Below are 22681 nucleotides of genomic sequence, written 5' to 3' on the forward strand. Positions count from 1 at the left end.
GCCCGCCCGGCAGACTGACCGCATGCGGCTCGGGGTGCTGGACGTCGGCTCGAACACCGTCCACCTGCTCGTGGTGGACGCCCACCGCGGCGGCCACCCCACCCCGACGTACGACGACCGCGCGGTCCTGCGCCTGGCCGAGCACGTCGGCAAGGACGACGTCCTCTCCAAGACCGGGGAGAAGGCGCTGGTCGCCGCCGTGCGCAAGGCCTGCCGGCGGGCCGAGGAGCAGGGCTGCGACGAGGTCCTCGCGCTGGTCACCTCGGCCATCCGCGAGGCGGTCAACGGCATGGAGGTGCTGGACCGCGTCCGCGCGCAGACCGGCGTCGAGCTGCAGGTGACCAGCGGCGAGGAGGAGGCCCGGCTCACCTTCCTCGCCGTCCGCCGCTGGTACGGCTGGAGCGCGGGCCGGCTGCTGGTCCTCGACATCGGCGGCGGCTCGCTCGAGCTGGCCAGCGGCGTCGACGAGGACCCCGACGTCGCGCTGTCGGTGCCGCTGGGCGCCGGCCGGATGACCCGCCGCTTCCTGCAGGACGCCGCCGAGGGCGGCCGGCCCGACCTCGCGGCCCTGGAGGCGCTCGGCGAGCACGCGGCCGACGTGCTCAAGCCGGCGGCGAAGAAGCTGCGCGGCGCCGGCGCGCCGGACCTGGTGGCGGCGACGAGCAAGACCTTCCGCACGCTGGCACGGCTGACCGGCGCGGCGCCCTACTCGGCCGGCCTGCGGGTGCCCCGCGAGCTCACCCTCGACGGCCTCGGCCAGCTGATCGGCTTCGTGTCCCGCATCGAGGCGCGCAGCCTGGCCGAGCTGCGCGGCGTGTCACCCGACCGCGCCCACCAGGTGCCGGCCGGTGCCGTGGTGGCGCAGGCGGCCATGCAGGCGCTGGAACTACCCTCCGTCAAGATCTGTCCGTGGGCGCTGCGCGAGGGCGTCATCCTGCGGCGACTGGACTCCTTGGGAGGCGCGTGATGGCACAGCCCCGCAGGGACCCCGACCCCGGGCGCGGTCCGGAGACCGGCGGCCGGCCGCTGGCCGACATCCTGCGCGAGGCGGGCATCGAGGCCCCGCGCAGCGTGCGCCGGCGCCGCGGCGACACCGGCGACATCCCGATCAAGCAGCGCCGCCGCGACCCCGACACCGAGGACGCGCCCAACCCCGGCCGCCGCGCCGGCGACACCGGCCGGGTCTCCGAGACCGGCCGGCTGTCCCGCGACACGGGTCCGGTCGCCGACACCGGCCGCCAGGCCCGGGACCGGGCCGTGGAGAAGACGGCCGCCAGGGTCGAGAAGGTGGGCCGGGCCGAGAAGGCCGCGGCGAAGGCCGCCGAGAAGGCCGCCGAGAAGGCCAGGCGGACCCGGGACACCGGTCGCGTCGCGGGGGCGCCGGCCGAGGGCGGGCGCGGTCCGGCCGAGCCGTCGACCGCGGCCATCCCGGGCATCCGGCCCTCCCGCAAGCCGGGTGTCCCCGGCGCCGCGGCGGCGGAGCCCGCCCCGGCCACCGGGCCGATCCCGCTCACCCGCGCCGGGGAGACCGAGGTCCTCGACGAGCCGCTGGGCGCCAAGGAGGGCGCGCTGGCCTGGCTGCGCTTCGCCGGCGAGCTGGTCCTGGCGCTGGCCGCCGGCGTCGGCATCTACTTCCTGGCCACCGTCGTCTGGGAGCAGGTGCCGCAGGTCGCGGTGGTCCTCGCCCCGCTCGCGGTGACCGGCCTGGTCGCCGGTGTGGGCGCCTGGCGGCAGCGCACCGGCCGCGAGCCCACGGGGCTGCGGCTGGTCGCCGTCCTCGTGTTCGCCGGGACGCTGCTCACCATCGCCCCGGCCGCCGGGCTGCTCGCCGGCACCTGAGGTGCCGCCGGGCAGCCCGGCCGCACCTCACTCGTCCTCGTCGTCCTCCTCGGCGCCGGCCTGGCCGAACTGCTCGACGATCGCTGCGGCGAACGCGTCGAGGTCGTCGGGCTTGCGGCTGGTGACCAGGTTGCCGTCGACGACGACCTCCTCGTCGACCCACTTCGCGCCCGCGTTGCGCAGGTCGGTCTGCAGCGACGGCCACGACGTCATCCGCCGGCCCCGGACGACGTCGGCCTCCGCCAGCACCCACGGCGCGTGGCAGATGGCCGCGACCGGCTTGTCCGCGTCGAAGAACGCCTTCACGAACGCGACGGCGTCGGCGTCGGCCCGGACGAAGTCGCCGTTGATGACGCCGCCGGGCAGGACCAGCGCGGCGTAGTCCTCGGGGTCGGCCGAGGCGACGGTCGTGTCCACCTTCTTGGTGTCGCCCTTGTCGATGTGCTGGTACATCGTGATGCTGCCGCCGTCCAGCGACACCAGCTCCGGCTCGGCCCCGGCGTCCTCCAGCGCCTGCCACGGCCGTTCGAGCTCGACCTGCTCGACGCCGTCGGTCGCGAGCACGGCCACCTTCATCCCGTCCAGTTCTCCTGCCATGCGGGCGCGGCTACCCGGCACCGGGAGACGGCACACCCGCGCGCACTACCGTCCGACGCGGGGTCGATGCGGCGTCCGGCGCACACCGAGAGCTGGGAGAACGGGATGGCACAGCGGCAGGGCCTGGCGGTCTACGGCGGCGGGAAGATGGGCGAGGCGCTGCTGGCCGGGCTGGTGAAGAGGCAGGGCCCGGACGGCGTCGTCGTCTGCGAGCGGCACCCGGAGCGGGGCCGGGAGCTCGCCACCCACTACGGGATCGACGTCGTCGGGATCGAGGAGGCGGCCGCCCGCGCGCGGGTGCTGCTCCTGGCGGTCAAGCCGCAGGACCTGCCGGCGCTGCTGGAGCGGCTGGCGCCGTCGGTGGACGCCGGGCACCTGGTGGTCAGCATCGCCGCCGGGATCTCCACCGCCACGATCGAGGCGGCGCTGCCGGCCGGCGTGCCGGTGGTGCGGGTCATGCCGAACACCCCGGCGCTGGTCGACGAGGGCATGAGCGTGCTGTCGGCCGGGGCCTCGGCGGGCGAGGCCGAGCTGGACGAGGCCGAGGCGCTGCTGTCCACCGTCGGCCGGGTGGCGCGGGTGCCCGAGTACCAGCAGGACGCGGTGACGGCGCTGTCCGGCAGCGGGCCCGCCTACTTCTTCTACCTCGTCGAGGCGATGGTCGACGCCGGGGTGCTGCTCGGCCTGCCGCGGGCGCTGACCACCGAGCTGGTGGTGCAGACGGCGCTGGGGTCAGCGGTGATGCTGCGCGAGTCGGGGGAGCACCCGGCGCAGCTGCGGGACGCGGTGAGCAGCCCCGGCGGCACGACCATCGCCGGCATCCGGGAGCTGGAGCGGCACTCGGTGCGCTCGGCGCTCATCGCGGCCATCGAGGCGGCCGCCCGGCGCTCGGTGGAGCTCGGCCGGACCGACGGGAGCCGGTGACGGTAACCCGGTCGTGACCGGTGTGGGGGGACGCTACGTGATCGTGTCGACACGTCCACGTGGAGACGCGCCGACACGGCTGTGAAGCGAGTTGCATAGGTGTAGTTCTGACAGGGACGGACCGTTCCCCGTGTTCGTTTCTTCCATCGCTTCTGTCACGCGGGTCCCCCTACTCTCTGTGTCAGCACGTGCGTGTCCCGTAGTCGGTGGGGAAGCCGACGCCCGACGCGTGCTAGGTCCGGAGAGCTGATCATGACCATGCCCCAGCGCACCAACGCCGCCTACGTCCGCCCGGCCGTCCCCGGCCCGCGGCCCATGGCCCGCCCGATGCCGGCCGCCGCTGCCGTCGCGCGCCCCGTCGGCCCGGCCCACCCCGCCGCCATGCCCGTCGGCCGCCCGTCCGTCCCGCAGCCGCGCGCCGCGGTCACCTTCCTGACCGTCGCCGAGGTCGCCAGCATGATGCGCGTCTCCAAGATGACCGTGTACCGCCTCGTGCACGCCGGCGAGCTGTCCGCCGTCCGCGTCGGCCGCTCCTTCCGCGTCCCCGAGCGCGCCGTCCAGGACTACCTGCGCGACGCCTACACCGACATCGCCTGAGCGAGGACCTCCCTGCCCCCGCAGGGAGTCAGCGACAGGCGTCCCCACCCGCCATCTCGGGTGAGTTCTGTCCGGCCCGGTTCCCGCGGCAGCGTCGCCGCGGGGGCGCCGGGTAGGCTCGGGCGCCGAGCGACACCCCGGCCCCCGGCCGGAGCCGTCGCACACGAGCTGATCCACACTCGCGTGGCGTCCGGTTCCGAACCAGCGGTCCCCGGCGCGACACGCGGCAACGACGTCGGGAGCAGGACATGGGTTCGGTCATCAAGAAGCGCCGCAAGCGGATGGCGAAGAAGAAGCACCGCAAGCTGCTCAAGAAGACCCGCGTGCAGCGTCGCAACAAGAAGTGAGCTGACGCTCGTGCCGCCTGCCGTCGTCCTCGTCACCGGTGTCAGCCGGTGGCTGGGTGGTGCGCTGGCGGCCGAGCTCGCTCGCGACCCGTCCATCGACCGGGTCATCGGGGTCGACACCGTCCCCCCGTCGGCGGAGCTGCTCCGCCGCCTCGGCCGCACCGAGTTCGTGCGCGCCGACATCCGCAACCCGCTGATCGGCAAGGTCATCGGCACCGCGGCGGTCGACACCGTCGTCCACATGAACATCAGCTCCACGCCCGCCGGTGCCGGCGGGCGGGGGCCGATGAAGGAGCTCAACGTCATCGGGACGATGCAGCTCCTCGCCGCCTGCCAGCGCGCGCCCTCGGTCCGCCGGCTGGTGCTCAAGTCGACCAGTGCCGTCTACGGCGCCTCCCCGCGCGACCCCGCCGTCTTCACCGAGGCGATGCAGGCGCGCCGGGTGCCCTCGGGCGGGTTCGCCAAGGACAGCCTCGACATCGAGGGCTACGTGCGGTCCTTCGCGCGCCGCCGTCCCGACGTCGGGGTCGCCGTCCTGCGGTTCACCAACTTCATCGGCCCGCGCATCGACTCGGTGCTCACCGGGTTCCTGCGCATGCCCGTCGTCCCCACCGCCCTCGGCTACGACGCCCGCGTGCAGCTGCTGCACGAGGACGACGCCCTCGGCGTCCTCACCCGCGCCACGACCGGGGACTTCGCGGGGACGGTGAACGTCGGGGGGGAGGGCACGCTGCTGCTGTCCCAGGCCATCCGCCGGCTGGGCCGGCTGCAGCTGCCGGTGCCCTCGCCGGCGCTGGGCTCCCTCGGCCGGCTCACCCGCCGCTTCGGCTACGTCGACTACTCCCCGGAGCAGATGCGCTTCCTCAACTTCGGCCGGGTCGTGGACACGACCGTGCTGCGCACCGAGTTCGGCTACACCCCCCGCTACACCACCGCCGAGGCGCTGGCCGACTACGCCCGCACCGTGTCGCCGGTGGTCCCGCCCACCCTGGTCGGCGAGGTGACCGACCAGGCCCGCGGGCTGGTCGCGCGGGCCGGGTCGGTCGCCTCCTCCGTGGGGACGACGGTGCAGGGCCGGCTGCGGCCCGCGCCGGCCCCGCCGGGACTGCGGGCGGTGCGCGATGCCTGAGGCCCGCGTCATCCGGCTGCGCCCCGACGACGACGGCCGGCCGCACGTCCCGCCGCCGGCGGACCCGAGCTGGGACGAGCAGGTCGCCGGCGGCCTGGAGTTCCTCCGCCGCCGCCTGACCGGCGAGTACGAGACGGACGAGTTCGGCCTCGACACCGACCTCACCGACCACGTGCTCCTGCCGGTCCTGCGGCCGCTGTTCAACCGGTGGTTCCGCGTCGAGACCCACGGCATCGAGAACGTGCCCACCGACGGCGGGGCGCTGGTGGTGGCGAACCACTCCGGCACGGTGCCGGTCGACGCGCTGATGGCCACCGTCGCGCTGCACGACGACCACCCGGCGCAGCGGCGGTTCCGGCTGCTCGGCGCCGACCTGGTCTTCGACCTGCCCTTCGTCGGGTCCCTGGCCCGCAAGTTCGGCGCCACGCTGGCCTGCAGCGAGGACGCCGAGCGGCTGCTGTGCGCCGACGAGCTGGTCGGCGTCTTCCCCGAGGGGTTCAAGGGGATCGGCAAGCCGTTCCGCGACCGGTACACGCTGCAGCGGTTCGGTCGGGGCGGTTTCGTCACGGCGGCTCTGCGCACCGGCAAGCCGATCGTCCCCTGCGCCATCGTGGGCGCCGAGGAGATCTACCCGATGGTCGGCAACGCGAAGACCCTCGCCCGGCTGCTGGGGCTGCCGTACTTCCCGGTGACGCCGACCTTCCCCGCGCTCGGCCCGCTCGGGCTGGTGCCGCTGCCGTCGAAGTGGCTGATCGCCTTCGGCGAGCCGATCGAGACCGCGCACTACGGCCCGGCCGCCGCCGAGGACCCCATGCTGGTGTTCAACCTGACCGACCAGGTCCGGGAGACCGTCCAGCACTCGATCTACCAGCTGCTCCTGCAGCGCAGGTCCGTCTTCTCCTGACCCGCGACGAGTGCGGGCCCGGAAGGTCCGCCGAGGAGCGGGTCGGAGTCGCGCTGCGGGGTCGGGGACGGCACGTGCCGGCGGGTGCCGACGTGACGCGTCCTGCGAGGTGCCGCGAGGAGTGGGGGCCGGAGGCGCCCGCGACCGAGCGGCAGGAAGGGCTCCACGCGTCGATCGGCGTCGGTGCAGGGGCCCGCGCCGAGCGTGCGAGGGGCCGGGGGCAGCGAGGTCCTCCCGGGCACGCGGCCGCGGTGTCGGCCGGAGGCCGACGGATCAGAAGGGCCAGGCGTTGCGGCGGCGGAGGGCGACCGCGCCACCGACGACGCCGCCGGTGACCGCCGCGGCCGCCACGGTGGGGACGCCGATCCGGGCGGCCTTCCGGCCGGTGCGGAAGTCGCGAACGGTCCAGTCGCGGGAGCGGGCGACCGCGCGCAGCTCGGTGTCGGGGTTCACCGCCACCGCCGTGCCGGTCAGGGTGAGCATCGGCAGGTCGTTGGCCGAGTCGCTGTACGCGGTGCAGCGGCTGAGGTCCAGGCCCTCCCGCTCGGCCAGCGCCCGCACCGCCTCCGCCTTGGCCTCGCCGTGCATGAGCTCGCCGACCAGCCGGCCGGTGTAGCGGCCGTCGACCACCTCGGCGACCGTGCCCAGGGCACCGGTGAGCCCCAGCCGGTGGGCGATGATCCGCGCCAGCTCCACCGGCGTCGCGGTGACCAGCCACACCCGCTGGCCGGCGTCGAGGTGCTGCTGGGCGAGGTTGCGGGTGCCCGACCAGATCCGGTCGGCCATCAGCTCGTCGTAGATCTCCTCGCCGGCGTCGACGATCTCGGCGACCGTGCGGCCGGCGACGAAGGCCAGCGCGGTCTCGCGGATGGTGTGCATGTCGCCGGCGCTCTCGTTGCCCGCGACGCGGAACTTGGCCTGCTGCCACGCGAAGCGCGCGATGTCGCGGGAGGTCAGGTACTTCCGCGAGGCCAGGCCGCGGGCGAACCAGAACAGCGAGGCGCCCATCATCATCGTGTTGTCGACGTCGAAGAACGCGGCGGCGGTGCGGTCGGCCACCACGGCGGGGACCGGCTCGACCTCCGCGGCGGCCGCGGACGCCGCGCCTGCGACGTGCGCGCGGATCTCCTCCTCGGACGGCGCTCCGCCGTCCTGCCTGCGGCGGCCGCGGAACGGCAGACCCGGCACGGGCTCCCTCCCCTGGGGTGATCCCTCCGCCCTGGGGCGGTACCCGACCGACCTTATCGGCCGCCCGCCGGGGCCCCGGACCCGGACCGGGACCTCAGCAGATGATCGGCCAGAGGCAGACCGGCAGCGGGGTGTCCAGGATCGGGGGCGGCGTGGTGGTCGACGGCGCGGACGGCTGACCGCCGCCCCCGGGCAGCGGGAGCGGTGGCAGGGGCAGGCCGCCACCGGGCGAGGGCGGGGCCGTCGTCGGCGCCGTGCCGGTCGGGGTGCTCCCGCCTCCGGAGCCGGTCGGCGCCGCCGGGCCGCTGCCGGGGGACGGCGCGGGAGGCGCGCTCGAGGGCGTCGGGGCCGACGAGGGGGCCGGCGGCGTCGACGGCCCGGTCGGCCGGCCGGGGGCCGGGGTGCCGGGGTCGGCCGGTGCGGGGGCCGTGGTCCCGGAGCCGGCCGGCGGGGACGCCGGGGTGGTGTCACAGGCGGCGGGCAGCGGGCCGAACCGGTCCGCGCCGGAGAGGGCGGGGCCGGTCGGGCAGGCGAGCGCGGTGCGCAGCTCCGCGGCGCGGGTGCCGACCTCGGAGACCACCCCGAGCGAGCGGGTGGCGGCGGTGCCGGCGTCCGCGGGCAGCGCGCCCTGCAGGCCGGCGAGGCCGGAGCCCTGGTCCTCGGCCCAGCCGGTGAGCACCGCCAGGGGAGCGGTGTCGCGGCCGGCGACGGCCTGGGTGAGCACCAGGGCGGCGCCCTCGGTGGTCTGGGCGTCCATGGTGGCGAGGGTGTCGACGACCAGGTCGGCCGGCGGCGTACCCCCGCCGTCCTCGACGAGGTCGCCGAGCTCCTGCAGCCGGGTGGTGGCGAACTCCAGCAGCGTCAGGCCGCGCTCGTCGCCGGCCAGCGCGAGCTGGGTCTGCTCGGTGCCCCGCTTGAGGGCGTAGAGCGGGTCGCCGGGCTCGGCGTCGGTGGACAGCGCGACCAGGGACCCGAGCGTGGTGACCGCCAGCGCCGCGCCGGCGATCCCGGCGGTCAGCCGGGACCGCCACGCCGGGCGGCCGGGTGCCGGCCGGGTGGCGCGCAGCCGGGCCGGGCCGCGGCGCGGTTCCGGCTCCGGCGAGCGGACGGCGGCCATCGCGACCAGCCGGGCGCGGGTGGCCGCGCGGAAGTCGGGAGCGGGCTGGTCGTCGAGGTCCAGGGCGAGCGCGCGGAGCCGGTCCTCGAGGGCCGCCTCCCGCTGCTGCACGGACGCACGGCGGGTCGCTCCCGCGGCGTCGTGCTCGGCGTTCACCTGGGGCCTCCGGTCGGTCGGTCGGTGCTCGGTCGACCGGGGCAACGACGCAGCTCGCGGCCCGTTACGGCGTACCGGCGGGTAACAACGGCGGGTCCCCCGCCCGGGGTCCCGCGCGTCACCGCAGCCCCTCCGGCAGCAGGCCGGCCAGGCGCCGCACCGCCCGGTGCTGCAGCGCCTTGACCGCGCCGTCCTTCTTGCCCATGACCGCGGCGGTCTCCGACACCGACAGCCCCTGGAGGAACCGCAGCGAGATGCACTCCTGCTGCTCGCTGCCCAGCTGGCGGATGCAGGCCAGGAGCTGCTCGTTGGTCAGCCGGGACACGACGGCGTCCTCGGGGCCGTCGGTGGCCTGGTCGGCGTCGCGCATGTCCGCGGTGGTGACCTCCAGCCGGAACCGGCTGCTCTTCACGTGGTCGCGGATGATGTTGCGGGCGATCGTCACGAGCCACGCGCCGACGTCGCGGCCCTGGAACGACAGCGAGTCGATGCGCCGCAGCGCGCGGACGAAGGTCTCGCTGGTGAAGTCCTCGGCCTGGGCGCGGTCGCCCACCCGGTGCAGCACGTACCGGTAGACCAGCGTCACGTAGTGGTCGTAGAGCCGGCCGAACGCCTCGGCGTCGCCGGCCTGCGCCTGCCGGACCAGGTCCCAGACGTCGACCCGGTCGTCGGGCAGGTCCTCCTCGAGCGCGGCGAGCTCCTCGGCGAGCGCGCCCTCGTCCTCCTCGGGCGGCTCCGCGACGGCGTCGGGAGAGCCGGCGTCGGGAGAGGCGGCCTCGGGGTCGCCGACGACGTTCGGCTCCGCCGGTGCGCCGTCAACGCTGGCGCGCGGGTACGGCGTCGGGCGGGGGCGCGGACTGGGCCGCCGCCCCGCCGGGACGGCGGACGACCGCTCGTCCACCGGGCGCGACTGCGGCATGCGGGACGTCGACCTCCTCGTCGGCCCGCCGAGCCGCGACGGCTCGCCCGACGGGGGTCCTCCCGGCTCGGCGGTGTCCCGCTGTCCTGCGGGTCCTCTCACATGGTGACAACATCACTGCGAACCGTCCACGTCGGCCGGCCGTGCGGTACGTCTCGGTACCTCGCCGGGGGGACCGCCGCCGCCCCGCAGGAGGTGCCCCGTGACCGAGACCCCCGTGCGGCTGGAGCTGCTCACCCGGGCCGGCTGCCACCTGTGCGTCACCGCGGCCGAGACGCTCGCGCGGATCGCCGGGGAGGCCGGCGTCGCCACCCGCGAGGTCGACGTCGACGCCGACCCGGAGCTGCAGGCCGAGTACGGCGACCGGGTGCCGGTGGTGCTGCTCGACGGCCGGGAGCACTCCTACTTCACCGTCGACGTCCCCCGGTTGCGCCGGGACCTCGGGATCGGCTGAGCGGGCCACTCGGACGGGTCGGGGAACCCCCGGGCGGGTATGGTGTCGGACACAGCCGCGGGCATCCGCGCTGGCCCGGGGCCCGTGGCCGTCCCCGGGACTTTGTTCCTGCGTTCACAAGCGGTTACCGTGGCTGTCGCCGGGTGGGTGTACCGCCCGGATCCCCGATGTCGTCCGCCCCCGCAGGCTCCCGCCGGCGCCCGGGCGCGACCGCTGTGGAGTAGGCCCGTGATGCAGTCGCGGCCCCGGATCCCGGAGGCCACCGTCGCCCGGCTGGCCGTGTACCTGCGGGTGCTCACCGGACTCGCCGACAGCGGCCGCGGCACCGTCTCCTCCGGCGAGCTGGCCTCGGCGGCCGGCGTCAACCCCGCCGGGCTGCGCAAGGACCTCTCCCACCTCGGCCCGTGCGGCGTGCGCGGGGTCGGTTACGACGTGGCGACCCTGCGCGACCGCATCGCGGCCGTGCTCGGGATGGAGACCGCGCACGCGTGCGTCCTCGTCGGGATCGGGAACCTGGGGTCGGCGCTGGCCGGCTACGGGGGCTTCGGCAACCGGGGCTTCGAGTTCGTCGGCCTGTTCGACGCCTCGCCGGCCCGGGTGGGCCAGCGGATCGGCGACCTGCCGGTCCGGCCGATGGAGGAGCTCGACGAGGTCGTCGCCGCCACGCGGGCGACGATCGGGGTCATCGCGACACCGGCCGAGGTGGCGCAGCGGGTCTGCGACCGGCTGACCAGGGCCGGGGTGAGGAGCATCTTGAACTTCGCGCCGGTGGCGCTCACCGCGCCCGCAGGGGTCGGCGTCCGCCAGGTCGACCTCTCCGTCGAGCTGCAGGTCCTCGCGTTCCTCGACAAGCAGCGGGGCTCCGCCCCGGTCACGGCGCTCGGCACCGGGCTCGCCCCCGCCGGGGGGATGGCATGAGCCTGCTCGCCGTCGGCATCAGCCACCAGACCGCGCCGGTCGCGCTGCTCGAGCAGGTCGCGATGAGCGCGGACGACAAGGTCAAGGCGCTGCACGAGCTGGTCGAGAGCGACCACGTCAGCGAGGCGCTGGTGCTGGCCACCTGCAACCGGGTCGAGGTCTTCGCCGAGGTCGACCGCTTCCACGGCGGCGTCGCCGAGGTCAGCCGGGTGCTGGCCCGCCAGGCCGGCGCCTCCGTCGAGGAGCTCTCGCCCTACGTCACCGTCCACTACGAGGACCAGGCCGTCGCCCACCTGTTCACCGTGGCCGCGGGCCTGGACTCCATGGTGGTCGGCGAGACCCAGGTCCTCGGCCAGCTGCGCGCCGCCTACGCCCTCGCCCAGGACGAGGGCACGGTCGGCCGCTCGCTGCACCCGGTCGCCCAGCACGCGCTGCGCGTGGGCAAGCGGGTGCACTCCGAGACCGGCATCGACCGCGCCGGCGCCAACCTGGTCACCGTCTCCCTCGACCACGCCGAGCAGCGGGTCGGCCCGCTGGCCGGCCGCCCGACGCTGGTCGTCGGTGCCGGGTCGATGGGCGCGCTGGCCGCCACCACGCTGTCCCGCCGCGGCGCGCTGGTCACCGTCGCCAGCCGCTCGCCGGAGTCGGCCGCCCGCCTGGCCGCCGCGGTCGACGGCGGCACCGCCGAGCTCGCCGACCTGCGCGCGGCGGTCGCCGACGCCGACGTCGTGGTCACCTGCACCGGCGCCACCGGCCTGGTGGTCGGCACCGACGTCGTCGCCGGCGCCATGGCCGACCGGGACGGCCGCCCGCTGGCCGTCGTCGACCTGGCCCTGCCGCGCGACGTCGACCCGGGCGTGGCCGCGCTGCCCGGCGTGCACCTGGTCGACCTGGCGCTGCTGCAGGGCGAGCGCTCGGCCGCCGGGGGCGCCGGCCCGGTCGCCGCCGACGACGTCTCCGCCGCGCACGCGCTCATCGAGGCCGAGACCGCGCTGCTGCGCGCGGAGCGGCAGGCCGCCGCCGTCGCCCCGACCGTGTCCGCGCTGCGCAGCCAGGCCGCCGAGGTCGTCGACGCCGAGCTGCTGCGGCTGTCCACCCGGCTGCCCGACCTCGACGCCCGCGCCCGCGGCGAGATCGCCCGCACCGTGCGGCGGGTCGTGGACAAGCTGCTGCACGAGCCGACCGTGCGGGTCAAGGAGCTGGCCGCCATCCCCGGCGGCGTCGACTACGCCGACGCGCTGCGGGCGCTGTTCGGCCTCGGCATCGACACCGAGGTGCCCGAGGACGGCACCCGGCTGGCCGAGGCGGTCACCGTCGACCCCGACGACCTGCGCCCCGGCGGTGTGGCATGACCGCGCCGTCGGCGAGCACCGCCACCCGCACGCTGCGTCTGGGCACCCGCGCCAGCCAGCTCGCCCGCACCCAGTCGCAGACCGTCGCCGACGCGATCACCGCGGCCAGCGGCGTGCCGGTCGAGCTGGTGCACATCAGCACCGAGGGGGACCGGTCGGCCGCGGCCATCGCCCAGCTCGGCGGCACCGGCGTCTTCGTCACCGCGATCCGGCAGGCGCTGCTCGAGGGCACCGTCGACGTCGCGGTGCACAGCTACAAGGACCTGCCCACCGCACCCGAGCCCGGGCTGGTGCTCGCCGCCGTCCCGCCGCGGGAGGACCCCCGCGACGCGCTGGTCGCCCGCGACGGCCTGACCCTCGGCGAGCTGCCGGCCGGCGCCCGCGTCGGCACCGGCGCCCCGCGGCGGGTCGCCCAGCTGCGCGCGCTCGGCCTGGGCCTGGAGGTCGTGCCGATCCGCGGCAACGTCGACACCCGGATGGCGCGCGTCGTGCCGGGCGACCTCGACGCCGTGGTCCTCGCCCGCGCCGGGCTCGCCCGGCTGGGCCGGCTGGCCGCGGTCACCGAGACCCTCGACCCGCTGCAGGTGCTGCCCGCCCCCGCGCAGGGCGCCCTCGCGGTCGAGTGCCGGGCCGACGACGAGCGGACGCTGGAGCTGCTCGCGGCCCTCGACGACCCCGGCACCCGCGCCTGCGTGCTCGCCGAGCGCACCACGCTGGCCGCGCTCGAGGCCGGCTGCAGCGCCCCGGTGGCCGCCTACGCCGAGCTGGCCGAGGGCGAGGACGGCGCCGAGCTGTACCTGCGTGCCTCGGTCACCGCGATCGACGGCAGCGACGGCGTCCGCGGCTCGGTCACCGGGCCGGTCGGCGAGGCCGAGCGGCTGGGCCGCGACCTCGCCGCCGACCTGCTCGACCGCGGCGCCGCGGAGCTCGTGGCGGCCGCCCGGTGACCCCCGTGCGCCGTCCCCCCGCCGGGCAGACCGCCCCGGCACCCCAGACCCCCACCCACGCCCTCCCCAGGGCCCTGACACCAACAAGGACCAGGAGCTCGTGATGACGCGCTTCCGCAAGACCCCCGGCCGCGTCGTCTTCGTCGGCGCCGGCCCCGGTGACCCCGGCATGCTCACCGCCCGGGCCACGGCCGCGATCGCCGAGGCCGCGGTGCTGCACGTCGACCCCGACGTGCCGGCCGCCCTCCTCGACGCCGTGCGCGCGAGCCGCCCCGGCGTCGAGCCGACCGTCGTCAGCGGCGAGCCGGCCGACGTCGCCAAGGGCGCCGTCGCGGCGGCGAAGACCGGCGACGTCGTCGTCCGGCTGGTCGCCGGCGACCCGTTCACCTCCGACGCCGTGGTCAAGGAGGTGCTCGCCGTCGGCCGCACCTCCGTGCCCTTCGACGTCGTCCCCGGCGTCGCCCCCGCCACCGCCGTCCCGGCCTTCGCCGGCGTCGCGCTCGGCGGCACCTCGCTGACCGCCGACCTGCGCGACGGCGCCGTCGACCTGCCCGCGCTGGCCGGCGCCGCGCACGCCCTCGGCGCCCCGGTGGTGCTGCAGGGCGGCGCCGAGCAGCTGCCCGACGCCGCCGCGCGGCTGGTCGAGGGCGGCCTGTCCGGCAGCACGCCGGTCGTCGTCACCGCCGGCGGCTCGGGCACCGGCCAGAAGAGCGTGACCGCGAAGCTGTCGGCCGTCGCCGAGAAGACCGCCGACCTCGGCGCGGTCAGCGGGCCGGTCGTGGCCACGGTCGGCGCGGCCGTCGACAAGCGCGGCAAGCTCTCCTGGTGGGAGAGCCGGCCGCTGTTCGGCTGGCGGGTGCTGGTGCCGCGCACCAAGGACCAGGCCGGCGAGATGAGCGACCGGCTGCGGGCCTACGGCGCGGTGCCGGTCGAGGTGCCGACCATCGCCGTCGAGCCCCCGCGCAGCCCCGCGCAGATGGACCGCGCCATCAAGGGCCTGGTCACCGGCCGCTACGGCTGGATCGTGTTCACCTCGGCCAACGCGGTGCGTGCGGTCCGGGAGAAGTTCACCGAGCTGGGCCTCGACGCCCGCGCCTTCGCCGGCGTGAAGGTCGCCTGCGTCGGCGAGCAGACCGCCGAGGCGGTCCGCGCGTTCGGCATCGTGCCGGAGCTGGTGCCCTCGGGCGCCCAGTCCAGCGAGGGCCTGCTGGCCGACTTCCCCGAGTACGACGACGTCCTGGACCCGATCAACCGGGTGCTGCTGCCCCGCGCCGACATCGCCACCGAGACCCTCGCCGCGGGCCTGCAGGAGCGCGGCTGGGAGATCGACGACGTGACCGCCTACCGCACCGTGCGCGCCGCCCCGCCGGCCGCCGCGGTCCGCGAGGCGATCAAGGGCGGCGGCTTCGACGCGGTGTGCTTCACCTCGTCGAGCACCGTGCGCAACCTGGTCGGCATCGCCGGCAAGCCGCACGCGAAGACCGTCGTCGCCGTCATCGGCCCCGCGACCGCGGCCACCGCGCAGGAGTTCGGCCTGCGGGTCGACGTCCAGCCCGAGACCGCCGCGGTGCTGCCGCTGGTCGACGCGCTGGCCGAGTACGCCGAGGCGCAGCGGGAGGGTGAGGGCGAGTGACCTCCCCGCAGGGTGGGTCGAACCCGGGCTTCGCGCGCGGGCGCCGGCTGCGGTCGACGCCCGCGCTGCGGCGGCTCACCGCGCAGACCCGGGTGGCCCCGGCCGACCTGGTGCTGCCGGTCTTCGTCAAGGAGGGCCTCGACCGGCCGCAACCGATCGGCGCGATGCCCGGCGTCGTGCAGCACACGCTGGACTCGCTGCGGAAGGCCGCGCACGAGGCGGCCGACGCCGGCATCGGCGGGCTGATCCTGTTCGGCATCCCCGCCGAGAAGGACGAGGTCGGCTCGCAGGCCGACGCCGCCGACGGGATCGTCAACGTCGCGCTGCGCCAGCTGCGGGCCGACCTCGGCGACGAGCTGGTGCTCATGGCCGACCTGTGCCTGTGCGAGTACACCTCGCACGGGCACTGCGGCCTGGTCACCCCGGCCGGCGTCGTCGACAACGACCCGACGCTGGACCGGTACGCCGCCGTGGCGATCGCGCAGGCGCAGGCCGGCGCCCACGTCATCGCCCCCAGCGGGATGATGGACGGGCAGGTCGCGGCGATCCGCCGGGCGCTGGACTCCAGCGCCCACACCGAGACGCCGATCCTCGCCTACGCCGCCAAGTACGCCTCGGGCTTCTACGGCCCGTTCCGCGAGGCGGCCGAGGGCGCGCCGCAGTTCGGCGACCGCTCGACCTACCAGATGGACCCGCCCAACGCCGACGAGGCGCTGCGCGAGGTGGCGCAGGACCTCGCCGAGGGCGCCGACGCCGTCATGGTCAAGCCGGCGCTGCCCTACCTGGACATCGTCGCCCGGGTCGCCGACGCCGTCGACGTCCCGGTCAGCGCCTACCAGGTGTCCGGCGAGTACGCGATGGTCGAGGCAGCCGCGGCCAACGGCTGGATCGACCGGGAGCGCGCCATCCTGGAGACGATCACCGCCATCCGGCGGGCGGGCGCCGGCCAGGTGCTCACCTACTGGGCGGTCGAGGCCGCGCGCCTGCTCCGCTGAGGTCCACCCGCCGATGAGCTACGTCGAGCCCGGGGGCTCCTGGCGGCCGTTCTGGCTGGTCGCCGGGGTCCTCGGGCTCCTCGCCGTCCTGGACCTGGTGCTGCCCGGCCCGGACGTGCCGCCGCTGCTGTGGGGGCTCGCCGTGGTCGCGGTGCTCGGCGTCGTGGCCTTCGGCTGCGCGGCGGCCCGGCGGGTGTGGACCGTGCGGGTCGCCGGCGGGGGTCCCGACGGCGCGCTGTCGGTGGGCCGCGAGCGGGTGCCCCTGGCCGACGTCGACGCCGCCCACCTGCGGGCGGTGCGCGAGGGGACGGCGGGCGTGGACGCCGGCGCCCCCGTCCTGGGCGGCGGCTGGTCGGTGCCCCGCGGGCGCACCGGGCTGCCGCTGCGGCTCACCGACGGGCGGACCGTGCTCGTGCCCACCCGCGACCCCGCCGCGCTCGCCGGCGCGCTGCTGGCCGCGGTCCCGGGGAGCACCCTGCCGAGGAGCCGGACGTCACAGGACGCGGGCACCGACACCCCCGACGGGCGTCCGGGCGGCGGGGGGACACTGGGGCCGTGACCTCGCTGGACACGACCCGGTACGACTACGGCGCACCGGTCTCCGCCGACCTGTTCGCCCGCGGGCAGCGCGTGACCCCGGGCGGGGTGAACTCGCCGGTGCGAGCCTTCCGCGCCGTCGGCGGCACCCCGCGGTTCATCGCGCAGGCCCAGGGCCCCTGGCTCACCGACGCCGACGGCCGCCGCTACGTCGACCTCGTCGCGTCGTGGGGGCCGATGATCCTCGGCCACGCACACCCGGCCGTCGTCGAGGCGGTGACCGCCGCCGCCCGCCGCGGGCTGTCCTTCGGCGCGCCGACCGAGGGCGAGCTCGAGCTCGCCGAGGAGATCATCGCCCGGGTGCGCCCGGTCGAGCGGGTGCGGCTGGTCAACTCCGGCACGGAGGCGGTGCTGTCCGCGCTGCGCCTGGCCCGCGGCGCCACCGGCCGCCCGCTGGTGGTCAAGTTCGCCGGCAACTACCACGGCCACGTCGACGCGCTGCTGGCCTCGGCCGGGTCCGGCGTCGCCACCCTCGGCCTGCCCGACACCCCCGGCGTCACCACCGGCGCGGCCGCCGACACGATCGTGCTGCCCTACAACGACGTCGCCGCCGTCGAGGCCGTGTTCGCCGAGCGCGGGTCCGACATCGCCGTCGTGGTCTCCGAGGCGGCGCCGGGCAACATGGGCGTCGTCCCGCCGCTGGACGGCTTCAACGCGCACCTGCGCCGGATCACCGCGGAGCACGGCGCGCTGCTGCTGCTCGACGAGGTGATGACCGGCTTCCGGGTGTCCCGCTCGGGCTGGTACGGCCTCGACCCCGTCGACGCCGACCTGTTCACCTTCGGCAAGGTCATGGGCGGCGGGCTGCCGGCCGCGGCCTTCGGCGGGCGCGCCGACCTCATGGAGCAGCTGGCCCCGACCGGGCCGGTGTACCAGGCGGGCACGCTGTCGGGGAACCCGGTCGCCGTCGCCGCCGGGCTCACCACGCTGCGGCACTGCACCGACGACGTCTACGCCCGCTGCGACCGGGTCGCGGTCACCCTGCGCGGCGCGGCCAGCGCGGCCCTGTTCGCCGCCGGCGTCCCGCACCGGGTGCAGCAGGCCGGGTCGATGTTCTCGGTCTTCTTCGTGCCCGACGAGCGCCAGGTGCGCGACTACGACGACGCCCGCACCCAGGACACCGCCGCCCACCGCGCCTTCTTCCACGAGATGCTCGCCCGCGGCGTGTACCTGCCGCCGTCGGCGTTCGAGGCCTGGTTCGTGAGCGCCGCGCTCGACGACGGGGCCGTGGAGCGGGTGCTGGACGCGCTGCCCGCCGCCGCCCGCGCCGCCGCGGCCGCCGACCCCGCCGACGCCCCGTCCGACGCCCCGTCCGACGCGGACGCCAAGGACGCCCAGGAGCTGCAGCCCTGATGGAGACGACCGTCGTCCACCTGCTCCGGCACGGGGAGGTCCACAACCCCGGGAAGGTGCTCTACGGCCGGCTGCCCGGCTACCGGCTGTCGGAGGCCGGCGAGGCGATGGCCCGCCGCGCCGCCGAGTGGCTCGTCGGGCGCGGCGTCACGCACCTGGTGTCCAGCCCGCTGGAGCGGGCGCGTCAGACCGCCGAGCCGGTCGCCGAGGCGCTGGACCTGGCGGTCGCCGTCGACGAGCGGCTGATCGAGGCCGGCAACGCCTTCGAGGGGATGCCGGTCGCCGGCGGCCAGGGGCTGGTCCGCCGGCCGCGGGACTGGTGGAAGCTGCGCAACCCGGTGCGGCCCTCGTGGGGCGAGCCCTACGTGGAGATCGCCGCGCGGATGCTGCTCGCCGTCGAGGCCGCCCGCGACGCCGCCCGCGGCGGTGCCGCCGTCTGCGTCAGCCACCAGCTGCCCATCTGGACGCTGCGGCTGCACCTCGAGGGGAAGCGGTACGTGCACGACCCGCGCCGGCGGCAGTGCGGGCTGGCCAGCGTGACGTCGGTGACCTACGAGGGCGACCGGGTCGCCGGCATCACCTACGCCGAGCCGGCCGGGGCCACCGATCCCGACGCGGTGCCCGGCGCATGAGGCGCGCCCTGACCGCCCTGCTGGCGGCGGTCGCCCTGCTGGCCGGCTGCTCCACGGGCGCCGACGCCGTCGACGTCAGCAACGGCGGCGAGTTCCGCTTCGTCGCGGCCACCCCGGCCGGCGAGGTGATCCCCGAGGGCGAGCGGGACTCCGCGCCCGCGTTCGGCGGCACCCTGGTCGGCGGCGGCGACTGGACCTCCGACGAGCTGGCCGGGCAGGTCGCCGTCCTCAACTTCTGGGGCTCCTGGTGCGCGCCCTGCCGGGTGGAGACGCCGGCGTTCCAGGAGGTCTACGCCGACGTCCGCGACCGGGGCGTGGCCTTCCTGGGCCTCAACGTCAAGGAGACCGACGAGCAGTTCGCGCAGGCGTTCGTCGACAGCCAGGGCATCGAGTTCCCCTCGCTGTACGACCCCGCCGGCGAGGTCGCGCTGGCCTTCCGGGACTACCCGGCGAACGCGATCCCGTCCACGATCGTGCTGGACCGGGACGGCCGGGTCGCCGCCGTGTACACGGGCGAGGTGGCGCAGGAGGACCTGCGCGCCGTCCTCGACCGGCTGCTCGGGGAGGAGAGCTGAGTGGACGGCGTGCGTGAGCTCGTGACCGACGGCCCGCTGCTGGTGGCCGCCGTCGTCGCCGCGCTGGCCGGGCTGGTCAGCTTCGCCTCCCCCTGCGTGCTGCCGCTGGTGCCGGGCTACCTGTCCTACGTCACCGGGCTGGTCGGCACCGGCGCCCGCCCCGCGCCAGCGCCGGCCCTCACCGGGCAGGGCGCCACCGCCACCGGGCAGGGCGCCACCGCCACCGCCGTCCGCACCGACGAGCGCACGCCGCGCGGGCGGATGGTGCTCGGCGCGCTGCTGTTCGTCCTCGGCTTCACCGTCGTGTTCGTCGCCGCCGGCGCCGCGTTCGGCGGGCTGGGCCGGTTGCTGGTCCAGTACGACGACGTCATCACCCGGGTGATGGGCGCGGTCGTCGTCGTGGTCGGCCTGGGCTTCCTCGGCTGGCTGCCGTTCCTGCAGCGCACCGCCCGGCTGTCGGTGCGGCCCGCGGCCGGGCTGGCCGGCGCCCCGCTGCTCGGCGTCGTCTTCGGGCTGGGCTGGACGCCGTGCCTGGGCCCGACGCTGTCGGCGGTCTACTCGCTGGCCTACACCGAGGCCACCGCCGGCCGCGGCGCCCTGCTGTCGGTCGCCTACTGCCTGGGCCTGGGCGTGCCGTTCGTGCTGGTCGCGCTGGGTGCGCGCTGGGCGGTCGGGGCGACGACGTTCCTGCGCCGGCACGCCCGCGGGGTCACCCGCTTCGGCGGCGCGGTGCTGGTGCTGGTCGGACTGCTCCTGGTCACCGGCGCGTGGACCGAGATGATGGGCTGGCTGCGGTCCTGGCTGGCCGTCACCGGGCTGGGGGAGTCGGCGCCGCTGTGACGACGACCGCCCCGCCCCGCCCGGCCGCCGCGCCCCCGCCACCGGCCCCGCCCTCCGGCCTCCGCCGCGCCGGCGGGTTCGTGCTGCGCCAGTGGCGCCGGCTCACCGCCATGCGCACGGCGATCGTGCTGCTGTTCCTGCTGGCGCTGGCCGCCATCCCCGGCTCGCTGCTGCCGCAGCGCTCGCTGTCGCAGAGCAACGTCGCGCAGTACTTCGCCGACCACCCGACGCTCGCGCCGCTGCTCGACCGGCTCTACCTGTTCGACGTCTTCAGCTCGCCGTGGTTCGCCGCGGTCTACCTGCTGCTGTTCGTCTCGCTCATCGGCTGCGTGCTGCCCCGCGCGCTCGAGCACGCCCGCGCGCTGCGCACCCCGCCGCCGCCCGCGCCCCGCCGGCTGTCCCGGCTCCCCGACGCCGCGGCGCTGCCCACCGCGCTGCCGGCCGCCGGCGCCCTCGACGTCGTCGAGGAGGAGCTGCGGGTCCGCCGCTACCGCGTGGTGCGCCGCGAGCGGGACGGGGTCGAGGAGCTGTCGGCCGAGAAGGGCCTGCTCAAGGAGACCGGCAACCTGGTCTTCCACCTGGCCCTGGTCGGCCTGCTGCTGGCGCTGGCCGGCGGCAAGCTGTGGGGCTACGAGGGCAGCATCCTGGTCACCGAGGGCCAGCGGTTCTGCAACTCGTTCCAGCAGTACGACACCCACTCCTCCGGCGCGCTGGTCGAGGGCAGCGACCTGACGCCGATCTGCGTCGGGCTCGACGACTTCCGCGCCACCTACGAGCAGGACCTCACCGCCTCCTCGTTCACCGCCGACATCACCTACGGCGCCCCCGGCGAGGAGGGCCGGCCGACGACGATCGGCGTCAACGACCCCCTGCGGGTCGACGGCGACCGGGTCTACGTCACCGGCCACGGGTTCAGCCCGACGTTCACCGTGACCCGGCCCGGCGGGTTCAGCATCGACGACGTCTCGGCGCCGTTCCTCCCCAGCGACCAGCGGATGATGGGCAGCCAGGGCGCGCTCAAGCTGCCCGACCTGGGCGCCGGCACCGAGGACCAGTTCGCGCTGGAGGGCTTCTTCGCGCCGACCGGCCTGACGCAGGGCGGGATCCTCACCTCGATCGACCCGCGCCCGCTGGCGCCGCAGGTGGCGGTGGTGGCCTACGAGGGCTACCTCGGCCTGGACTCCGGCCTGCCGCAGTCGGTCTACTCGCTCGACGCCTCGCAGATCGAGCGCGGCCGGCTCACCGAGGTGGGCCGCGGCAACCTGTCGGTCGGGGAGTCGCTGACGCTGCCCGACGGGACGACGGTGACCTTCACCGGCTACAAGGAGTTCGCCGCCCTGCAGTTCTCGCACGATCCGGGGCAGGTGTGGGTGCTCGCCGCGGCGATCGCGGTGCTCGCCGGCCTGCTCGGGATGCTGCTGCTGCGCCGGGAGCGGGTCTTCGCCCGCGCCACCGGGCTCTCCGCGGACGGCGGTACCGTGCTCGAGGTCGGTGGACTGACTCGAGGCAGCGGCGACGGCGCACCGCGCTTCACGGCGTTGACCGACGACCTGCGGGCGGCCCTCGCCGCCCGCGCCCCGACCCGCGCCCCGTCCGGGGGCGCACCCGAGACCGGAGGCACACCCGCGTGACCGCCGACCAGCTGTCCGGCCTGTCGGACACCCTGTTCTCCGTCAGCGTCGGCCTGTACTCGCTCGCCGTCGTCGCCTTCGCCGCCCAGCTGGCCTTCGGCCGCCGGCCCGCCCGCGCCCGGGCGCTGGTCGGCGCCGGCGCCCCGGTCGACGAGCCGGTGGCCGCCGAGGCGGCCCCGGCCGGCACGGACGACCCGCCGGCGGTGCGCCGCTGGGGCCTGGTGGCGATGCTGCTCACCGCCCTCGGGGCGCTCACCCACGCCGGGGTGCTCGTCGCCCGCGGCCTGGCCGTCGAGCGGCTGCCCTGGGGCAACATGTACGAGTTCGCCGTCGCGGTCGTGCTGGTCGCGGTCGTGGCCTTCCTCGTCCTCGCCGTCCGCTCGCCGGGCCTGCGGCACCTGGGGCTGTTCGTCCTCGCCCCCGTCGTGGTCAGCCTGGTCGCGATCGGGCTGTTCCTCTACGTGGAGAGCGCCCCGCTGGTGGCGGCGCTGCGGTCGAGCTGGCTGGCCGTGCACGTGTCGACCGCGATCCTCGGTTTCGGCGTGTTCTTCGTCAGCGGCATCGCGAGCGTGCTGTACCTGGTCCGCGGCCGGTTCGAGGCCCGCGGCGGCGACCCGTCGTCGTCGCGGCTGGTGGCGCGCATGCCCTCGGCCGCCACGCTGGACCGGGTCGCGCACCGCACGGCCATCTTCGGCTTCCCGATCTGGACCTTCGCGGTGATCGCCGGCGCCATCTGGGCCGAGAGCGCCTGGGGCCGGTTCTGGGGCTGGGACCCCAAGGAGACCTGGGCCTTCATCGCCTGGGTCGTCTACGCCGCCTACCTGCACGCCCGGACGACGGCGGGCTGGCGCGGCCGGCCCGCGGCGTGGGTCAACGTGGTCGGCCTGGGGGTCATGGTCTTCAACCTGCTGTACGTGAACATGGTGTCGTCCGGGTTGCACAGCTACGGCGGTGTCAACTGACCTGTGCCCCGTCCACCCCACCCGTCCCACCCCTCACTCGCGTGAGGGGGTGCGGGCGCGCGTTCCCGCCCCGGC

The 22681-nt window shown here is 76.2% G+C and carries 24 protein-coding genes; 20 read left to right on the forward strand and 4 right to left on the reverse strand.

The genetic code is table 11. The features are described 5' to 3' along the window. Positions 1-22 precede the first annotated feature (22 nt). Positions 23-967 (forward strand): Ppx/GppA phosphatase family protein, encoded by a 945-nt coding sequence (locus tag ACI8AR_RS18335; RefSeq protein WP_457052268.1) that lies wholly within the window; start codon positions 23-25, stop codon positions 965-967. Next, complete coding sequence (locus ACI8AR_RS18340; protein ID WP_457052269.1) at positions 967-1839, forward strand: hypothetical protein; 873 nt, start codon at positions 967-969, stop codon at positions 1837-1839. The genes ACI8AR_RS18335 and ACI8AR_RS18340 overlap by 1 nt, the downstream gene beginning before the upstream one ends. Before the next feature lie 27 nt (positions 1840-1866). On the opposite strand, the gene ACI8AR_RS18345 is transcribed toward ACI8AR_RS18340, so the two are convergent. Then, positions 1867-2436: a type 1 glutamine amidotransferase domain-containing protein gene (locus ACI8AR_RS18345; RefSeq protein ID WP_456938196.1), complete on the reverse strand. Its 570-nt coding sequence runs from the start codon at positions 2434-2436 to the stop codon at positions 1867-1869. Positions 2437-2541: 105 nt separating this feature from the next. Between ACI8AR_RS18345 and proC the strand changes: the two genes are divergently transcribed. The 5 genes from proC to ACI8AR_RS18370 all read left to right on the forward strand — a co-directional run bounded on the left by proC (position 2542) and on the right by ACI8AR_RS18370 (position 6337). Continuing rightward, a complete protein-coding gene (gene proC, locus ACI8AR_RS18350) occupies positions 2542-3360 on the forward strand; it encodes a pyrroline-5-carboxylate reductase (RefSeq protein ID WP_457052270.1) in 819 nt (272 codons plus the stop codon). A gap of 252 nt (positions 3361-3612) precedes the next feature. Then, positions 3613-3957 (forward strand): helix-turn-helix domain-containing protein, encoded by a 345-nt coding sequence (locus tag ACI8AR_RS18355; protein ID WP_456938194.1) that lies wholly within the window; start codon positions 3613-3615, stop codon positions 3955-3957. Between the two features lie 248 nt (positions 3958-4205). Further along, positions 4206-4304: a 30S ribosomal protein bS22 gene (locus ACI8AR_RS18360; RefSeq protein WP_012854759.1), complete on the forward strand. Its 99-nt coding sequence runs from the start codon at positions 4206-4208 to the stop codon at positions 4302-4304. Positions 4305-4314: 10 nt separating this feature from the next. Continuing rightward, positions 4315-5433 (forward strand): NAD-dependent epimerase/dehydratase family protein, encoded by a 1119-nt coding sequence (locus ACI8AR_RS18365; RefSeq protein WP_457052271.1) that lies wholly within the window; start codon positions 4315-4317, stop codon positions 5431-5433. Next, complete coding sequence (locus ACI8AR_RS18370) at positions 5426-6337, forward strand: lysophospholipid acyltransferase family protein (protein ID WP_457052272.1); 912 nt, start codon at positions 5426-5428, stop codon at positions 6335-6337. The genes ACI8AR_RS18365 and ACI8AR_RS18370 overlap by 8 nt, the downstream gene beginning before the upstream one ends. Positions 6338-6610: 273 nt before the next feature. Here the strand turns inward: ACI8AR_RS18370 and ACI8AR_RS18375 are convergent, their stop codons facing one another. The 3 genes from ACI8AR_RS18375 to ACI8AR_RS18385 all read right to left on the reverse strand — a co-directional run bounded on the left by ACI8AR_RS18375 (position 6611) and on the right by ACI8AR_RS18385 (position 9717). Next, positions 6611-7525 carry an HAD family hydrolase gene (locus tag ACI8AR_RS18375; protein WP_456938191.1) on the reverse strand — a complete coding sequence of 305 codons (915 nt, stop codon included), beginning with the start codon at positions 7523-7525 and terminating at the stop codon, positions 6611-6613. Between the two features lie 94 nt (positions 7526-7619). Continuing rightward, entirely contained in the window at positions 7620-8798 is a 1179-nt protein-coding gene (locus tag ACI8AR_RS18380; protein ID WP_457052273.1) for a DUF5667 domain-containing protein, read from the reverse strand. Positions 8799-8916: 118 nt separating this feature from the next. Next, positions 8917-9717, reverse strand: a complete 801-nt coding sequence (locus tag ACI8AR_RS18385) for a sigma-70 family RNA polymerase sigma factor (protein WP_457052274.1) — start codon at positions 9715-9717, stop codon at positions 8917-8919. Positions 9718-9919: 202 nt separating this feature from the next. Here ACI8AR_RS18385 and ACI8AR_RS18390 point away from each other — a divergent pair, with 202 nt between their 5' ends. The 13 genes from ACI8AR_RS18390 to ccsB all read left to right on the forward strand — a co-directional run bounded on the left by ACI8AR_RS18390 (position 9920) and on the right by ccsB (position 22606). After that, positions 9920-10171, forward strand: a complete 252-nt coding sequence (locus tag ACI8AR_RS18390) for a glutaredoxin family protein (protein WP_457052275.1) — start codon at positions 9920-9922, stop codon at positions 10169-10171. A gap of 231 nt (positions 10172-10402) precedes the next feature. Beyond that, entirely contained in the window at positions 10403-11089 is a 687-nt protein-coding gene (locus tag ACI8AR_RS18395) for a redox-sensing transcriptional repressor Rex (protein WP_457052276.1), read from the forward strand. Then, a complete protein-coding gene (locus ACI8AR_RS18400) occupies positions 11086-12441 on the forward strand; it encodes a glutamyl-tRNA reductase (RefSeq protein ID WP_457052277.1) in 1356 nt (451 codons plus the stop codon). Before ACI8AR_RS18395 ends, ACI8AR_RS18400 begins: the two co-directional genes overlap by 4 nt. Next, entirely contained in the window at positions 12438-13388 is a 951-nt protein-coding gene (gene hemC / locus ACI8AR_RS18405) for a hydroxymethylbilane synthase (protein WP_457052278.1), read from the forward strand. Before ACI8AR_RS18400 ends, hemC begins: the two co-directional genes overlap by 4 nt. A 103-nt stretch (positions 13389-13491) precedes the next feature. Continuing rightward, on the forward strand, positions 13492-15021 hold the full coding sequence (locus ACI8AR_RS18410; RefSeq protein ID WP_457052279.1) for a uroporphyrinogen-III synthase: 1530 nt from the start codon (positions 13492-13494) through the stop codon (positions 15019-15021). After that, the gene (hemB, locus tag ACI8AR_RS18415; RefSeq protein WP_457052280.1) at positions 15018-16016 is read left to right on the forward strand and encodes a porphobilinogen synthase; all 999 of its coding nucleotides are present in this window, start codon (positions 15018-15020) and stop codon (positions 16014-16016) included. Before ACI8AR_RS18410 ends, hemB begins: the two co-directional genes overlap by 4 nt. 13 nt (positions 16017-16029) lie before the next feature. Continuing rightward, complete coding sequence (locus tag ACI8AR_RS18420; protein WP_457052281.1) at positions 16030-16575, forward strand: hypothetical protein; 546 nt, start codon at positions 16030-16032, stop codon at positions 16573-16575. Further along, on the forward strand, positions 16572-17966 hold the full coding sequence (gene hemL / locus ACI8AR_RS18425; RefSeq protein WP_457052282.1) for a glutamate-1-semialdehyde 2,1-aminomutase: 1395 nt from the start codon (positions 16572-16574) through the stop codon (positions 17964-17966). The genes ACI8AR_RS18420 and hemL overlap by 4 nt, the downstream gene beginning before the upstream one ends. Next, entirely contained in the window at positions 17966-18598 is a 633-nt protein-coding gene (locus ACI8AR_RS18430; protein ID WP_457052283.1) for a histidine phosphatase family protein, read from the forward strand. Before hemL ends, ACI8AR_RS18430 begins: the two co-directional genes overlap by 1 nt. Beyond that, positions 18595-19173 (forward strand): TlpA family protein disulfide reductase, encoded by a 579-nt coding sequence (locus ACI8AR_RS18435; RefSeq protein ID WP_457052284.1) that lies wholly within the window; start codon positions 18595-18597, stop codon positions 19171-19173. The genes ACI8AR_RS18430 and ACI8AR_RS18435 overlap by 4 nt, the downstream gene beginning before the upstream one ends. Further along, on the forward strand, positions 19174-20013 hold the full coding sequence (locus ACI8AR_RS18440; RefSeq protein WP_457052285.1) for a cytochrome c biogenesis CcdA family protein: 840 nt from the start codon (positions 19174-19176) through the stop codon (positions 20011-20013). Beyond that, positions 20010-21644, forward strand: a complete 1635-nt coding sequence (gene resB / locus ACI8AR_RS18445; protein ID WP_457052286.1) for a cytochrome c biogenesis protein ResB — start codon at positions 20010-20012, stop codon at positions 21642-21644. Before ACI8AR_RS18440 ends, resB begins: the two co-directional genes overlap by 4 nt. Beyond that, positions 21641-22606, forward strand: coding sequence for a c-type cytochrome biogenesis protein CcsB (gene ccsB / locus ACI8AR_RS18450; protein WP_457052287.1), 966 nt, complete (start codon positions 21641-21643; stop codon positions 22604-22606). Before resB ends, ccsB begins: the two co-directional genes overlap by 4 nt. Positions 22607-22681: the final 75 nt, after the last annotated feature.

Source organism: Geodermatophilus sp. SYSU D01036, from assembly GCF_054050435.1.

What these genes read in the sequence shown, in the direction of transcription:
- ACI8AR_RS18335 (WP_457052268.1), top strand. Translation starts at nt 23, where the DNA reads ATGCGGCTCGGGGTGCTGGACGTCGGCTCGAACACCGTCCACCTGCTC.
- ACI8AR_RS18340 (WP_457052269.1), top strand. Translation starts at nt 967, where the DNA reads ATGGCACAGCCCCGCAGGGACCCCGACCCCGGGCGCGGTCCGGAGACC.
- ACI8AR_RS18345 (WP_456938196.1), bottom strand. Translation starts at nt 2,436, where the DNA reads ATGGCAGGAGAACTGGACGGGATGAAGGTGGCCGTGCTCGCGACCGAC.
- proC (WP_457052270.1), top strand. Translation starts at nt 2,542, where the DNA reads ATGGCACAGCGGCAGGGCCTGGCGGTCTACGGCGGCGGGAAGATGGGC.
- ACI8AR_RS18355 (WP_456938194.1), top strand. Translation starts at nt 3,613, where the DNA reads ATGACCATGCCCCAGCGCACCAACGCCGCCTACGTCCGCCCGGCCGTC.
- ACI8AR_RS18360 (WP_012854759.1), top strand. Translation starts at nt 4,206, where the DNA reads ATGGGTTCGGTCATCAAGAAGCGCCGCAAGCGGATGGCGAAGAAGAAG.
- ACI8AR_RS18370 (WP_457052272.1), top strand. Translation starts at nt 5,426, where the DNA reads ATGCCTGAGGCCCGCGTCATCCGGCTGCGCCCCGACGACGACGGCCGG.
- ACI8AR_RS18385 (WP_457052274.1), bottom strand. Translation starts at nt 9,717, where the DNA reads ATGCCGCAGTCGCGCCCGGTGGACGAGCGGTCGTCCGCCGTCCCGGCG.
- ACI8AR_RS18395 (WP_457052276.1), top strand. Translation starts at nt 10,403, where the DNA reads ATGCAGTCGCGGCCCCGGATCCCGGAGGCCACCGTCGCCCGGCTGGCC.
- ACI8AR_RS18400 (WP_457052277.1), top strand. Translation starts at nt 11,086, where the DNA reads ATGAGCCTGCTCGCCGTCGGCATCAGCCACCAGACCGCGCCGGTCGCG.
- hemC (WP_457052278.1), top strand. Translation starts at nt 12,438, where the DNA reads ATGACCGCGCCGTCGGCGAGCACCGCCACCCGCACGCTGCGTCTGGGC.
- ACI8AR_RS18410 (WP_457052279.1), top strand. Translation starts at nt 13,492, where the DNA reads ATGACGCGCTTCCGCAAGACCCCCGGCCGCGTCGTCTTCGTCGGCGCC.
- ACI8AR_RS18420 (WP_457052281.1), top strand. Translation starts at nt 16,030, where the DNA reads ATGAGCTACGTCGAGCCCGGGGGCTCCTGGCGGCCGTTCTGGCTGGTC.
- ACI8AR_RS18430 (WP_457052283.1), top strand. Translation starts at nt 17,966, where the DNA reads ATGGAGACGACCGTCGTCCACCTGCTCCGGCACGGGGAGGTCCACAAC.
- ACI8AR_RS18435 (WP_457052284.1), top strand. Translation starts at nt 18,595, where the DNA reads ATGAGGCGCGCCCTGACCGCCCTGCTGGCGGCGGTCGCCCTGCTGGCC.